Genomic DNA, 12,209 nt, shown 5'->3' on the forward strand with positions numbered 1-12,209 from the left:
AGTCACACGAGTGGGATAACTCACCCGGGTGCCACTAAACGGAGGCCAGCGGGCCGTACATCACGTCCATATCCCAGCGTGTGAAGCCCAGGCCCCGGTAGAGGGAAACGGCAGCGGCGTTGCCGGCATCCGTGTAGAGCATGACGGCGTGAAGCCCCAGGCCCTGCAGATGCCTGATGCCAGCCACCGTGAGGGCTTTGCCCAGGCCCATGCCCTGCGCGGCCGGTGTGACACCCACCGCGTAGACCTCGCCAATCGCCGGGTGGGCGCCGTGGCGCGGATGCACCTTGGTCCAGTGGAATCCCAGCAACCGGTCTTCGGCGTCCACGGCCAACAGGAAGCCGGCGGGATCAAACCAGTCCTCGGCCATGCGGGCATCCAGGTCCGCGCGGGACATCGAGCCCTGCTCGGGGTGGTGGGCAAATGCGGCGCGGTTCGCAGCCAGCCAGCGGTCCTCGTCCTTGCCCGGCACAAAGGGGCGGAGCGTGACGCCATCCGGCAGGCCGACGTCGGGCAGCTCTGCCGTGGCGGTGGTCAGCCTCATCTTCCAGAGTTCGCGCACCGGGCCGTAGCCGTAGCGGGCGGCGAGGTCCGCGGCCGCCTCGTGGTTGCCGTGGGACCAGGCCTTCAGCCCATCCAGGCCTCGCCCGGACTGGAGTGCGCCGACAAGCCGGTCCGCCACGCCCTGGTTGCGGTAGCTGGGGTGGACGGCAATTTCCAGCACTCCGCTGCCGTCCGGCTCCTCCACAACAACGGCAAACCCGGCCAGGTCCTGGCCGGAAGAGGGATCGGAGTCCTCGTCCGGCGCGTAGAGTGCCAGGGTCAGGAGGGAATGCTCTGCAGAGTCCCCGGCGCGGAGCGTCACCACCGTTTGCTCGGAAAGCGAGGGGTTGCCGTCAGACTCCTCGGCAGCTGCCAGGAGCGCCACGCAGTCCTTCAGCAGCTGTTCTTCCAGACCGCCGTGGACGATAAGGACGGGCCATTTTTCCGGGTGCGCAGGACTCATGAGGCTAGGCTATACGCCCCGGCCGGAAGGCGCTCCGATTTGATGGGCCCGGGGCGGGCACGTATAGTCGATATCTCACCCGCCGGTAACGGCGGGAAACGAGGGGGATCCACCAGTGGGGTGGCCTCGATACGTTCGACCCGTATGTCCTCCACAAATACAGCATCACCAACACAGAACAGCCCCGGACCAGCGGTCCGGGGCTGTTCTGTGTCTGAACGGTGTCAGGCTTCCGTCAGTTCGTCTTCCTGCTGCCGCACCAGGGTCAGGCGGTAGCCGACGTTCCGGACCGTGCTGATCAGGTTTTCGTGGTCCGCACCGAGTTTGGCCCGCAGCCGCCGGACGTGGACATCCACGGTGCGCGTGCCGCCGTAGTAGTCATAGCCCCACACCTCGGTGAGCAGTTGCTGGCGGGTGAAGACGCGGCCGGGGTGCTGGGCCAGGTATTTGAGGAGTTCGAACTCCTTGAACGTCAGGTTCAGCGGGGCGCCGTTGACGCGGGCAGTGTAGCTTGCTTCATCGATGACCACGCCTGCCGCCCGGATCTCCGTGGGGGCGTCATCCTTGTCCGGCACTGCACGCGCCACGGAGAGCCTGATGCGGGCTTCCACTTCGGCGGGACCGGCTGAATCGAGCACGATGTCATCCACGGCCCAGGCCGAAGAAACAGCGGCCATGCCGCCCTCGGTCAGGATCAGGACCAGGGGTGCGCTAAGACCTGTGGCCTTGAGCAGCTGGGTGAGGGAGCGGGCGCCCACCAAGTCCTTGCGGGCGTCGAGAAGCACAATATCGCAGGGATCGGTCTCCAGCAGGGCTGTGGGTTCCGCGGCGAGGATATGCACGCGGTGGTTCAGCAATTCCAGGGCAGGCAGAATGTCTACCGAAGAACCGGTGCTGTTCGTCAATAGCAGGATGTGCGACATTGTTCCTCCAAGGGGCGTCCGCGCATCTTTGGGCGACTGAACCGGGTTTTCACCGGCCGGTACTATCTCACTGCAGTGGACTTGGCCGACTAGGAATCTATCCGGCCGGCATCCGTAGCAGTAAGCGTAGCTGAACTCTGAGTATACCCACCGCCCTGCACGACAGCACGGATTCCGCCCCCTCAAACCTTCGTTTTGCGACATATCCGGGTCACATAAGGCAGGATTGAACCGTCGGGCAGAACGCCCTGACACCGAAGGCAGAGCCGCCGGGTCCACAGCCAGAATGGGATGCCACGAATTGAGTGCAGAGTCGAAGCCGCAGCGATCCGGCCGGCCGGGTTCCCGATGACCGCCGAGGTGCAGGCCCCGGCAAAGTCACTGGGCTCGTGGGTCATCGGTGTTGTCGGAGTGGCGGGACTCGTAGCGATCATCGCCGGCGTCTACATCTCACGTGAGGTACTCGTCGGCGTCGCAGTAGTGATCGCCGTGGCAGTGGGCATCGGCTGGCCCCATTTCCTGCGCATCCCCGCGAAAAAGACCCTCGCAGCCGTCATTGCGCTGCCCGGCGTCGGATCGGCGCTCGCTGCCGGTTTTATCCCCGCCCCGGGTTTCCTCGACTGGACGCCGGCGTTCATCGCGTTGGGAATGATGGCGGTGTTTGTGGTGCAGCTCATCCGAGGCACGGGCCAGGCCCAACGGCTTGAGTCCACCCTGGGCTGCTGCGCCGGGGTGCTCCTCTCGTGCCTGGGGGCAGGCTGGATTGCCGGCGCCCGCTTCAACGGCGTGCGGGAGATGCTCCTGGTGGCAGCCATCAGCGCTGCCGTGGCTCTGCTGGCCGGCCTGATCCGCTGGCCGGACAGCATCGTGGCCCCCCTCGGCATTGTGATGGCAGGACTTGCCGGACCGCTCGCCGGACTTGTCTTCTCCGACATCACCGTTCTGCCGGCGGCGATCTTCGGTGTTGTGGTGGGCGCCGTACTGGTCAGCTTCCGCCGACTCGTAACACTCCGCGGCGGCCCGCTGAATCTTTTGGCTGCGGTTAGCATGGGCCTTGCGCCGGTTTCGGCCGTGGGCTCCCTGGCTTACTTCATAGACAAACTACTCATCTACTAACCGGTTAGGATGGCATCATGTCCGTACTTGCATTTGAAATCTTCTTCCTCGTCCTGCTCGGCATCGCCAGCCTGTCCATGGCCTGGTTCGCCGGCTTTGTGGTTTACCGCCTCTTCAAAGGCCAGAAGTAAACCCGTTCAACGAATTAGCATTTTCCTGAGGTAATTGCCGTGCCGATAGAAATCCCGACAGACCTGACACCGGAACTTGTTCCGCTTTCCTGGCTCATTGGTGAGTGGGAAGGCAGCGGCCGTCTCGGCAGCGGGGACGAGGACTCGGAGCACTTCCTCCAGCATGTCTCGTTCACGCACAACGGCCTGCCGTATCTTCAGTACCGCGCGGAGAGCTGGCTAACCGACGACGACGGCACGCGCCTGCGGCCGCTGACGGTTGAGACCGGTTTTTGGGCGCTGGAGCGCAAACAACTTGATGCCGACGGCGGTCCGGGCCTGATTCCGGCCGATATTGTTCCCGCACTCAAGAGCGCCGATGAAGTCGAAGCGCTCCGCAATAAAGACGGCGGATTCGACATCTCGGTGTCCATCGGCCATCCCGGCGGGATCTCCGAGCTCTACTACGGGCAGATCAAGGGCCCGCAGATCCAGCTGACCACCGACATGGTGATGCGCGGCAGCCATTCCAAGGACTACAGCGCGGCCACGCGGATCTTCGGACTGGTGGACGGCAACCTGCTCTGGCGCTGGGACGTGGCCACCGGCGGAACATCGCAGCCCGGCAAGGGCCTCGAAGCGCACGCCTCTGCCTTCCTGAAAAAGGTTTCCTGACGCCCTCCCGTGTCACCGGTCATCAGTAGACTTGGCATCCTGGGCTTCACGCACGAGTGAATCAAGGGAGCATCATGGCTACACAGAAGGACTCCACGGATTACAGCGACCTGAAGGCTGTGTTCTTCAACGGCACTCTGAAACGGTCGCCGGAGACCAGCAACACCGAGGGCCTGATCAACGTCAGCCGCCTCATCATGGAGAAGCAGGGCGTGAGCACCCGCTTGATCAGGACTGTCGATCACGACATCGCCAGCGGTGTTTACCCGGACATGACCGAGCACGGCTGGCCGTCCGATGAGTGGCCGGAACTGTACCCGGCTGTTGAAGAAGCCGACATTGTGGTGGTTGCCGGTCCCATCTGGCTCGGCGACAACTCCTCACAGACCAAAAAGCTCATCGAACGGCTGTACGCCCACTCCGGGCAGCTCAACCACAAGGGCCAATGGGTGTTCTACCCCAAGGTAGGCGGCTGCCTGATCACCGGCAACGAGGACGGCATCAAGCACTGTTCCATGAATGTGCTGTACAGCCTGCAGCACATCGGCTTCACCATCCCTCCCCAGGCCGACGCCGGCTGGATCGGCCCGGTGGGCCCGGGCCCGAGCTACCTGGACGAGGGCTCCGGCGGCCCCGAATCCGACTTCACCAACCGCAACACGACGTTCATGACGTGGAACCTGCTGCATTTCGCCCGGATGCTCAAGGACGCCGGCGGGATTCCCGCCTATGGCAATCTTCCTGAAGAATGGAAAGCCGGAACCCGCTTCGACTTCGAAAACCCGGAATACCGCTGACCGGAATACCCACAGACCAAAGGACGTTCCCCCAGTATGACTACTCCCAGCCCCCTACTGTCGCGCCCCGGCGCCGTCGAGGCCACCGGTGCGGACGCCGGCGTCGCATCCCACTACGGTGAGCCGCTGCGTGAGCAGCGCGCCCTCGCGGCCGGTACCGCCGTCGTCGATCTCTCCCACCGCGGCGTCGTGACGGTCAGCGGTCCGGACCGGCTGACCTGGCTGAACACCCTGTCTTCCCAGCAGGTCACCGGCCTGCAGCCGGGGGAGTCAAGTGAGCTGCTGCTGTTGAGTATCCAGGGCCGGATCGAGTTTGACGCCCGTGTAGTGGACGACGGCGGGACCACCTGGCTGATAGTTGAGGCCGCCGAGGCTGCACCGCTGGCTGAGTGGCTGAACAAAATGAAGTTCATGCTGCGCGTGGAGGTCACCGACGTCTCCGCCGACTGGGCCGTGCTCGGGTCCACCAAGACTGTGGAGGAATGGTCCGGACTGCTGGCCTGGCGGGATCCGTGGCCGCACGTCGGCGCCGGCGGCTACTCCTACGCTGTGGTCCCGGAAGAAGGGCACCCCGGGCTGGAGCGCCCCTGGATCGAGTACCTCGTCCCGGCCGCTGCACTTGAAGACACTTTGGCGGACCGCCCGCTCGCCGGTGTTATGGCGGCCGAAGCCCTCCGCATAGCCGCGTGGCGCCCCCGGCTGGGCGCGGAAACCGACGACAAGACCATTCCGCACGAACTGGACCTCCTCCGCACCGCCGTGCACCTGTCCAAGGGCTGCTACAAAGGCCAGGAGACCATTGCCCGCGTGCACAACCTGGGCCATCCGCCGCGGCGGCTGGTGTTCCTGCAGCTGGACGGATCGCAGCACACCATGCCCGCGCCCGGCAGCCAGGTCATGCTCGGCGAGCGGAAGGTCGGGACAGTGACCTCCGTTGCCCAGCACTACGAAATGGGCCCGGTGGCGCTGGCCGTCATCAAACGGTCCGTTGCGCCTGAGGAAATCCTGACCGTGCTGGACGGCGAGGAACCTTACATCGCTGCCCAGGAAATAATCGTTGCACCCGACGCAGGCCAGGTAGTGGGGCGCCAGACCGGATTCCTGAGGGGGACCCACCGATGACCGAGAACACCTCAACCGACGCCTCAACGCCCGACGACGAGGCCGTGGCGTTGGCGCACCGGCTCTTCCAGGCTGCCCGGGAGGGGGACACCGGTCTGCTGCGGAGTTATCTCGACGCCGGCGCCCCGGCCACCATGACCAACGCGGCCGGCGATTCCCTGCTGATGCTGGCCGCCTACCACGGCCACGCTGAGACGGTACAGCTGATCCTGGAGCACGGCGGAGAGGCCAACGCCGCCAACGACCGCGGCCAGACACCCTTGGCCGGTGCAGCATTCAAAGGCTATACGGACGTGTCCCGCGTGTTGCTGGACGCCGGTGCAGATCCCGACGCCGGCAGCCCCTCCGCCCGGGCTGCCGCACAGATGTTCGCCCGCACCGACATCCTCGATCTGCTGGGCAACTGACGTTTGGAGAATGTAGCGCGGCCCTGGCCAGCCCTCTGGTCGCTGGTCATCGGGTTCTTTATGATCCTGATCGACACGACCATCGTTTCGGTGGCCAACCCCAGCATCATGGAGGGACTGGGAACGGACATCAACGCCGTGATCTGGGTGACCAGCGCCTACCTGCTGGCCTACGCCGTGCCGCTGCTGATCACTGGCCGGCTCGGCGACCGCTTCGGACCCAAGAAGCTCTACCTCTCCGGCCTCGTGGTCTTCACGCTCGCCTCCCTCTGGTGCGGGCTGGCCGGTGACGTCCAGACGCTGATCACGGCCCGGATCTTCCAGGGCCTGGGCGCCGCCATCATGACGCCGCAGACCATGGCGGTGATCACCAGGATCTTCCCGCCGGACCGCAGGGGCGCCGCCATGGGCCTGTGGGGCGCCACCGCGGGCCTGGCAACGCTGGTGGGACCAATCCTGGGCGGCCTGCTCGTGGACAGCCTCGGCTGGGAATGGATCTTCTTCATCAACGTGCCCGTCGGCATCGTTGGATTTATCCTCGCCTGGCGGTTCGTCCCCACCCTCAGCACGCACCCCCATAAGTTCGACATCCCCGGCGTGCTGCTCAGCGCCGTCGGACTCTTCCTGCTGGTGTTCGGCATCCAGGAAGGCGAGACGTACAACTGGGGGACCATCGTTGGCCCCATCAGCGTCTGGGGTCTCATCATTGCCGGCGTACTGGTGCTTGGGGCGTTCATTCTCTGGCAGCGCTTCAACAAGGGCGAGCCGCTCCTGCCGCTGGGCCTGTTCCGGGACCGCAATTTCTCCCTGGCAAACATCGGCATCACTGCCGTTGGCTTCACCGTCACCGCCTTCGCACTGCCACTCATTTTCTACTACCAGCTGGTGCGCGGCATGACTCCCACCGAATCGGCGCTCATGATGGTTCCGATGGCACTCATCTCCGGTGGCCTGGCGCCCGTGGTGGGCAAAATCATCGACCGCGTTAATCCGAAGTACATCACCGCCGGCGGACTGGTCCTGATGGCCGTGGCGCTGTTCTGGAATTCCGCCATGATGCACCCGGATACCCCCATCCTGCTCTTCCTCCTGCCCAGCGCCGTCCTGGGGTTCGCGAATGCCGGCATCTGGGCGCCGCTGAGCTCCACGGCCACACGCAACCTGCCGCCGCGACAGGCCGGGGCAGGTTCCGGGGTTTACAACACCACCCGCCAGATTGGCGCGGTACTGGGCAGCGCGGCCATCGCCGTGCTCATCCAGGCGCGCCTGGCCGAGGAGCTTCCCGCACAGAGTCCCGGGGCGGACGGAATGGAATTCTCCGGCCAGTTGCCCGAGGCGCTCCATGAGGGATTCTCGACGGCGATGGGCCAGTCCATCCTGCTTCCTGCCGGTGTGATCCTGGTGGGCGCTGCCGTGGCACTGTTCTTCGCGAAGCCCAAAGCGGTGGCGGGCTGGGGAAGTCAGCCGGCAGCTGCTGCGGCAGCAGAGGGCCCCACGAAGGCGTTGTAGGTCTCGGTCTTAGGTCGCAGGTGCAGGTCGGCGTCAGCCCAGGTGCACGCTGGTCTGGATGCCGCCGGCGGACAGGCCCAGCTGCCGTGCAAGGGCCACTGCCCCGGAGTTGCTGACCTCGGCGCGCCACTGGACGGTGAGGCCTGCGGCGAGGGCCTCGTGGGCAGCGATGGAGGCGGCCACGGACCCCAGCCCGCGGCGCCGCCACTCGGGATCCACCAGGACTCCCATCTGCGCGAGAAGTCCTTCCCATTCCCCGTAGGCGCCGCACGCCACCGGAACACGCCGCCCGTCCACCTCGTGGAGGATGGTGTACCGGTTCTCGAGTTCTGACAGGTGCACTTCGTTGACGTCGTCCGGCGGGCACAGGCCTTCAAGCTCGATGGCCTCCGGGTTTCCGTGGGACACGGTCAGCCCTTCGGAAGGCTGGCGCAGGGGGAGGTCGTCGGCGAAGAACAACGCCGCCGAGCCCAGCCCGTGGCCCCCGTGGGACCGCGTCAGGGTCAGGAGGGTCACGTGATGCGCCATCTCCTCGTCCGGGATGCCGGCGGCGGCGTCAATGACCCGTTGCGGACCCACCAGCGCCGAGCTGCCGAACAGCCTGACGAACTCGACGGTCTCTGCGGCGTCGTCGGCCCTGACGATCCGCTCGCCGGAACTCAGCGACGCAGCGAAAGCGCCGTCGTCGAGCCCCAAATGCCGGGCCCAAGCGAGCTGGATGATGGCGGCGGAACCGGGGTCAAGAGTCATGTCCCCAGCCTACCCAGCGCCGGGAAGCGCGAACGGACACCTGAGGCCCCACAGCGGAGGGCCTCAAGCGTCCGTTCGCGCCCATAAGGCTTAGCCGAACAGGACCGCAGCCTCGTCGTAGCGGTTCTGCGGGACGGTCTTCAGCTGGCCCAGGGCCTTGTCGAAGCTCACGTGTTCAATGTCGGTGCCCTTGAGCGCCACCATGGTGCCCCAGTAGCCCTCCACCACGGAGTCGATGGCCGCCATGCCCAGGCGGGTGGCGAGCACACGGTCGAACGCGGACGGGACGCCGCCGCGCTGGATGTGCCCCAGGATCGTGGCGCGGGTCTCGATGCCGGTGCGGGCTTCGATCTCAGGGGCGAGCCGGTCCGCGATGCCGCCCAGGCGGGGCCGGCCGAACGTGTCCAGGCCGCGCTCGGAGTGCGGGGATTCCATGTGGTCCGGAACAAAGCCCTCGGCAACAACAATCAACGGGGCGCGGCCACGGTCATGTGCTTCCTGGACCCATTCGGTGATCTGCTCAATGCTGACCTTCTGCTCGGGGATCAGGATGGCGTGGGCGCCGGCGGCCATGCCGGCGTGCAGGGCAATCCAGCCCACATGGCGGCCCATGACCTCGGCGATCATGCAGCGGTGGTGGGACTCGCCCGTGGTCCGGAGCCGGTCGATGGCCTCGGTGGCGATCTGGACGGCCGTATCAAACCCGAAGGTGTAGTCGGTGGCGTCAAGATCGTTGTCCACGGTCTTGGGGACACCAACAATCTTGAGGCCGACATCCGTGAGGCGCTTCGCGGCCGCGAGGGTCCCTTCGCCGCCTATAGCGATGATGGCATCGATGCCGAGGCGGTCCATGTGGGCCTTGATGACCTCCGGCCCGCCGCCGTTTTCAAAGGGGTTGGTGCGGGAGGTGCCAAGGATGGTTCCGCCCTGCTTCGCAATACCCCGGACCAAAGTGCGGGGAATATCGATGATGTCGCCTTCGACGACGCCGCGCCAGCCGTCCAGGAACCCTACGAATTCGTGGCCGTGGATGGCGATGCCCTTGAGGACGGCTCCGCGGATGACAGCGTTCAGTCCGGGGCAGTCGCCACCGCTGGTAAGAATTCCAATTTTCATGTCTCGGCTCAAATCCTGGTGTGAAGGTTTACAGGCAGAGCGCCACGCTGAGCTCACCTAGATTGTAGTCGGCAGTGTGCGTTACGACACAAACCGGTTACAAAAGGCCCCGCTCCATGGCAAGCACCACGGCATGGGTCCTGTCGTCCACGTCCAGCTTGTTGAAGATCCGCAGCAGGTGCGTCTTGACCGTCGCCTCGGCGATAGGGAGACGCCGTGAGGGTCCCGCCTTTGGGCAGTCCATACGTTTTGGTGAGGCTGCACGCCGTGATGGCATCAGGGGTCTGCCGCCGCCCGGGGCTGAGGGAAGTGTTCATGCTTCCAGCGTTGCAGTCCCGGAGTGCCGGTTAACAGGCTCGGCCGGTTGAATCTGTTGTCCACCGGCCGGTGGACACGGACAGCGGAAAGGCCCCCACTCCGGGAAGGATTCTCCGGGGAACGGGGGCCTCGCGGTTCTGATCTGAGGTCAGCTGATGGAGCGGCGGTCCAGGAAGTTCTGCAGCGGGATGGAGTTCTGCTGGTCGGGAAGGACCAGCCACGCTGCGATGTAGAGGACGACGGCGGGGCCGGGGAGGAGGCAGAAGACCAGGAAAGCGATCCGGACGAATGCCACATCCACGTTGAGCTTTGCCGCAATGCCGCCGCACACACCTCCCAGCCAGCGTTGGGGTCCACGTTTCAGGCCGAAGCCCCTGACGATGCTGAAGAACTTGTCCATGGTTCAAGACTTCCCTGTTGTGGGTTCGTTGTCACGTTTCCGGGCCGAGAGCAGCCCGCCAATCACCAGCGCGGCGCCGGCGCCGATCATGAGGCCGATCAGTACGTAGGTGCCGTTCAGGGTCACCACGCCCAGCTGGGCGATGATGATCAGGGCGGCCAGTGCCATCACGATGAGGCCCCAGACTATGGTGCCCACGCGGGCGGATGGCTGCTGGGGTGCGTCGGCTCCGGGCTGGCCGGCCGTCGTCGGGGTCTGCGGGGTAGATGAATCCGGTGCCGGATCGAAGCTGCTCATGTCAGTTCCCTTCCTGGATGGTGACGTTGCTGACGGTGCCGTCGATCCGGATGATCAGGTGGCCGCCTGGCTTGTCGGTGTTGTAGCTGGATTCCCGGGAGGTAATGCCGCCCCGGTGGTTGGTGCCTTCGTTGAGGTTTCCCAGCGTCATGTCTGCCCTCACGTCCACGGGAATGTTGCTGGGGAGGATCACGGTGACGTTGCTGGCCGTGATGTCCAGGGGAACCACGACGTCTGAGTCCAGCGGGGCCTGAGCGGCCAACTGGGTGAGGTCAACGGTTCCCCGGCCGCCGGTGACGCTGAAGCCATCGGCCGCCTGCTGCTGGCTCGTCGGTGCCCAGTCGACCTGGCTGAAGCGGACCCTGTCGCCGTTGCCCACCACGTTGAAGATGCCGCCGATCACCAAGGCAACAACGGCGAAGAAACCGAGGATTCCGGACGTCCTGCCGCGCAGGCCCGCGATGAGGATGCCCAGGCCCAGGACGGCTGCACCGCTGGCCCAGACGATCGCGTTGGCGGCGTCACCGAGGTTGATCACGTTGCCGGCGTCCAGGGCCTTGAGCCCGCCACCCACCAGGAGTGCTGTTCCGGCTGTGATGGCTACCGCCGGGGCGCCGGGGCCGGAGGGGCGGACCTTGGGTGCGCGTGCCGGGCCCTGCGGTGGCTGGTAGCCGCCGTAGGCACCGCCGTCGTTGCCGCCGCCGTAGCTGCCGCCGCCGTATGCGCCGCCGCCGTATGCGCCGCCGCCGTAGGGCGGGTTGACGCCCGACGGCGGGACCGGAAGGTAAGGTGCGCTGCCGGACGCGCCGGACGTGTTCGACGTGCGGGTAGAGGCGGAATCCGTGGCCGCAAACGGCGAGGCATAGGGGGCGGTGGGGTCGGCCGGGTAACCGGAGTTTGCGCCGGCCGGCTGCGGTGCGGCGTTCATGGGAGCTCCATTCCGGGCCTTGTTGCGTTGGGTCAGGTAGTAGATGAAGTAGATGGCGCCGCCCACCCAGAAGACGGTCCAGAGGAATCCGCCGAAGCCGTTGCGGCTCCAGCCCCAGAATCCGCCGCCCAGCCCGGTGAGCCCCACCACGGTGGTGATCAGGGCCCCCGTCATGCCGCTGGACCAGCGGCCGGCGCCGGCTTCCTGGACGTGGATGCGCCCGTCGGGTTCGGGAAGGAATGCCCAGGCCAGGCCGTAGAGCAGGACGCCGATTCCGGCGAAGAGGGTGAGGACAATGAAGATGCCGCGGACAATCAGCGGATCGATGCCCATCCGGTGCGCGATGCCGCTGGAGACACCGCCGATCCACCGGTCGCGTCCGCGCTGGATGCCGTGGCTCCGGACCCAGGTGAAGAAGTCACCGGACTGCCCCGGCGCTTTGGCGCTGGAGTACGGGCCGGCGTACTGGCCTGCAGACGGGTTGGCGTACGGACCTGAATACGGGCCGTCATAGGGGCCGGCCGCCGGGGCTGTGTCCTGCGAAGCAGCCGGGGGTGGCAGCAGGGGTTCGGTTGGCTGGTCCGGGTCGCGTGGGGGGAGCGGTTCCGTTGGCTGGCCGTCATCGGGGGTGGGGGTGTGGGAGTTCATACTTCGATCCTGCCGTCCGGGGCGGCGCAGCTCTACTGGGGAACACCCTGACTCGCCCCTGAGTTACCCCCGGTTCAGGCCGGAATC

General features: G+C 65.9%; 14 protein-coding genes. 6 read left to right on the top strand and 8 right to left on the bottom strand.

All coding sequences use genetic code 11. The features are described from left to right. Positions 1–34: 34 nt before the first annotated feature. Positions 35–1,006, bottom strand: a complete 972-nt coding sequence (gene mshD, locus NFC73_RS01135) for a mycothiol synthase (RefSeq protein WP_254746980.1) — start codon at positions 1,004–1,006, stop codon at positions 35–37. Positions 1,007–1,230: 224 nt separating this feature from the next. After that, on the bottom strand, positions 1,231–1,929 hold the full coding sequence (locus tag NFC73_RS01140; RefSeq protein ID WP_056344481.1) for a winged helix-turn-helix transcriptional regulator: 699 nt from the start codon (positions 1,927–1,929) through the stop codon (positions 1,231–1,233). A 348-nt stretch (positions 1,930–2,277) separates the two neighbouring features. Here NFC73_RS01140 and NFC73_RS01145 point away from each other — a divergent pair, with 348 nt between their 5' ends. The 6 genes from NFC73_RS01145 to NFC73_RS01170 all read left to right on the top strand — a co-directional run bounded on the left by NFC73_RS01145 (position 2,278) and on the right by NFC73_RS01170 (position 7,665). Next, positions 2,278–3,045, top strand: coding sequence for a permease (locus NFC73_RS01145; protein ID WP_254747514.1), 768 nt, complete (start codon positions 2,278–2,280; stop codon positions 3,043–3,045). A gap of 170 nt (positions 3,046–3,215) precedes the next feature. Beyond that, the gene (locus NFC73_RS01150) at positions 3,216–3,830 is read left to right on the top strand and encodes a nitrobindin family protein (protein WP_254746985.1); all 615 of its coding nucleotides are present in this window, start codon (positions 3,216–3,218) and stop codon (positions 3,828–3,830) included. A 74-nt stretch (positions 3,831–3,904) separates the two neighbouring features. Further along, the gene (locus tag NFC73_RS01155; RefSeq protein ID WP_254746987.1) at positions 3,905–4,627 is read left to right on the top strand and encodes a flavodoxin family protein; all 723 of its coding nucleotides are present in this window, start codon (positions 3,905–3,907) and stop codon (positions 4,625–4,627) included. Between the two features lie 36 nt (positions 4,628–4,663). Beyond that, positions 4,664–5,749: a CAF17-like 4Fe-4S cluster assembly/insertion protein YgfZ gene (ygfZ, locus tag NFC73_RS01160; RefSeq protein ID WP_254746989.1), complete on the top strand. Its 1,086-nt coding sequence runs from the start codon at positions 4,664–4,666 to the stop codon at positions 5,747–5,749. After that, a complete protein-coding gene (locus NFC73_RS01165; protein WP_254746991.1) occupies positions 5,746–6,156 on the top strand; it encodes an ankyrin repeat domain-containing protein in 411 nt (136 codons plus the stop codon). The genes ygfZ and NFC73_RS01165 overlap by 4 nt, the downstream gene beginning before the upstream one ends. Before the next feature lie 3 nt (positions 6,157–6,159). Next, a complete protein-coding gene (locus NFC73_RS01170) occupies positions 6,160–7,665 on the top strand; it encodes a DHA2 family efflux MFS transporter permease subunit (protein ID WP_254746993.1) in 1,506 nt (501 codons plus the stop codon). Positions 7,666–7,698: 33 nt separating this feature from the next. Here the strand turns inward: NFC73_RS01170 and NFC73_RS01175 are convergent, their stop codons facing one another. The 6 genes from NFC73_RS01175 to NFC73_RS01200 all read right to left on the bottom strand — a co-directional run bounded on the left by NFC73_RS01175 (position 7,699) and on the right by NFC73_RS01200 (position 12,122). Next, positions 7,699–8,415 (bottom strand): GNAT family N-acetyltransferase, encoded by a 717-nt coding sequence (locus NFC73_RS01175; RefSeq protein ID WP_254746996.1) that lies wholly within the window; start codon positions 8,413–8,415, stop codon positions 7,699–7,701. A gap of 90 nt (positions 8,416–8,505) precedes the next feature. After that, the gene (locus NFC73_RS01180; protein ID WP_254746998.1) at positions 8,506–9,531 is read right to left on the bottom strand and encodes an ATP-dependent 6-phosphofructokinase; all 1,026 of its coding nucleotides are present in this window, start codon (positions 9,529–9,531) and stop codon (positions 8,506–8,508) included. A gap of 97 nt (positions 9,532–9,628) precedes the next feature. Further along, positions 9,629–9,775 carry a response regulator transcription factor gene (locus NFC73_RS01185; RefSeq protein ID WP_372494532.1) on the bottom strand — a complete coding sequence of 49 codons (147 nt, stop codon included), beginning with the start codon at positions 9,773–9,775 and terminating at the stop codon, positions 9,629–9,631. Positions 9,776–9,997: 222 nt separating this feature from the next. Next, complete coding sequence (locus tag NFC73_RS01190) at positions 9,998–10,249, bottom strand: PspC domain-containing protein (protein WP_248759554.1); 252 nt, start codon at positions 10,247–10,249, stop codon at positions 9,998–10,000. 3 nt (positions 10,250–10,252) lie between these two features. After that, the gene (locus NFC73_RS01195) at positions 10,253–10,546 is read right to left on the bottom strand and encodes a hypothetical protein (RefSeq protein ID WP_254747000.1); all 294 of its coding nucleotides are present in this window, start codon (positions 10,544–10,546) and stop codon (positions 10,253–10,255) included. A 1-nt stretch (position 10,547) separates the two neighbouring features. Further along, on the bottom strand, positions 10,548–12,122 hold the full coding sequence (locus NFC73_RS01200; protein ID WP_254747003.1) for a PspC domain-containing protein: 1,575 nt from the start codon (positions 12,120–12,122) through the stop codon (positions 10,548–10,550). Positions 12,123–12,209 lie beyond the last annotated feature (87 nt).

It is taken from the genome of Pseudarthrobacter humi (assembly GCF_024294965.1).
Lineage (GTDB): Bacteria > Actinomycetota > Actinomycetes > Actinomycetales > Micrococcaceae > Arthrobacter > Arthrobacter humi.

Excerpts from the sequence above, each read along its gene's own strand:
- mshD (WP_254746980.1), bottom strand. The coding sequence starts at position 1,006 with ATGAGTCCTGCGCACCCGGAAAAATGGCCCGTCCTTATCGTCCACGGC.
- NFC73_RS01140 (WP_056344481.1), bottom strand. The coding sequence starts at position 1,929 with ATGTCGCACATCCTGCTATTGACGAACAGCACCGGTTCTTCGGTAGAC.
- NFC73_RS01145 (WP_254747514.1), top strand. The coding sequence starts at position 2,278 with ATGACCGCCGAGGTGCAGGCCCCGGCAAAGTCACTGGGCTCGTGGGTC.
- NFC73_RS01155 (WP_254746987.1), top strand. The coding sequence starts at position 3,905 with ATGGCTACACAGAAGGACTCCACGGATTACAGCGACCTGAAGGCTGTG.
- ygfZ (WP_254746989.1), top strand. The coding sequence starts at position 4,664 with ATGACTACTCCCAGCCCCCTACTGTCGCGCCCCGGCGCCGTCGAGGCC.
- NFC73_RS01165 (WP_254746991.1), top strand. The coding sequence starts at position 5,746 with ATGACCGAGAACACCTCAACCGACGCCTCAACGCCCGACGACGAGGCC.
- NFC73_RS01175 (WP_254746996.1), bottom strand. The coding sequence starts at position 8,415 with ATGACTCTTGACCCCGGTTCCGCCGCCATCATCCAGCTCGCTTGGGCC.
- NFC73_RS01180 (WP_254746998.1), bottom strand. The coding sequence starts at position 9,531 with ATGAAAATTGGAATTCTTACCAGCGGTGGCGACTGCCCCGGACTGAAC.
- NFC73_RS01185 (WP_372494532.1), bottom strand. The coding sequence starts at position 9,775 with ATGGACTGCCCAAAGGCGGGACCCTCACGGCGTCTCCCTATCGCCGAG.
- NFC73_RS01190 (WP_248759554.1), bottom strand. The coding sequence starts at position 10,249 with ATGGACAAGTTCTTCAGCATCGTCAGGGGCTTCGGCCTGAAACGTGGA.
- NFC73_RS01195 (WP_254747000.1), bottom strand. The coding sequence starts at position 10,546 with ATGAGCAGCTTCGATCCGGCACCGGATTCATCTACCCCGCAGACCCCG.
- NFC73_RS01200 (WP_254747003.1), bottom strand. The coding sequence starts at position 12,122 with ATGAACTCCCACACCCCCACCCCCGATGACGGCCAGCCAACGGAACCG.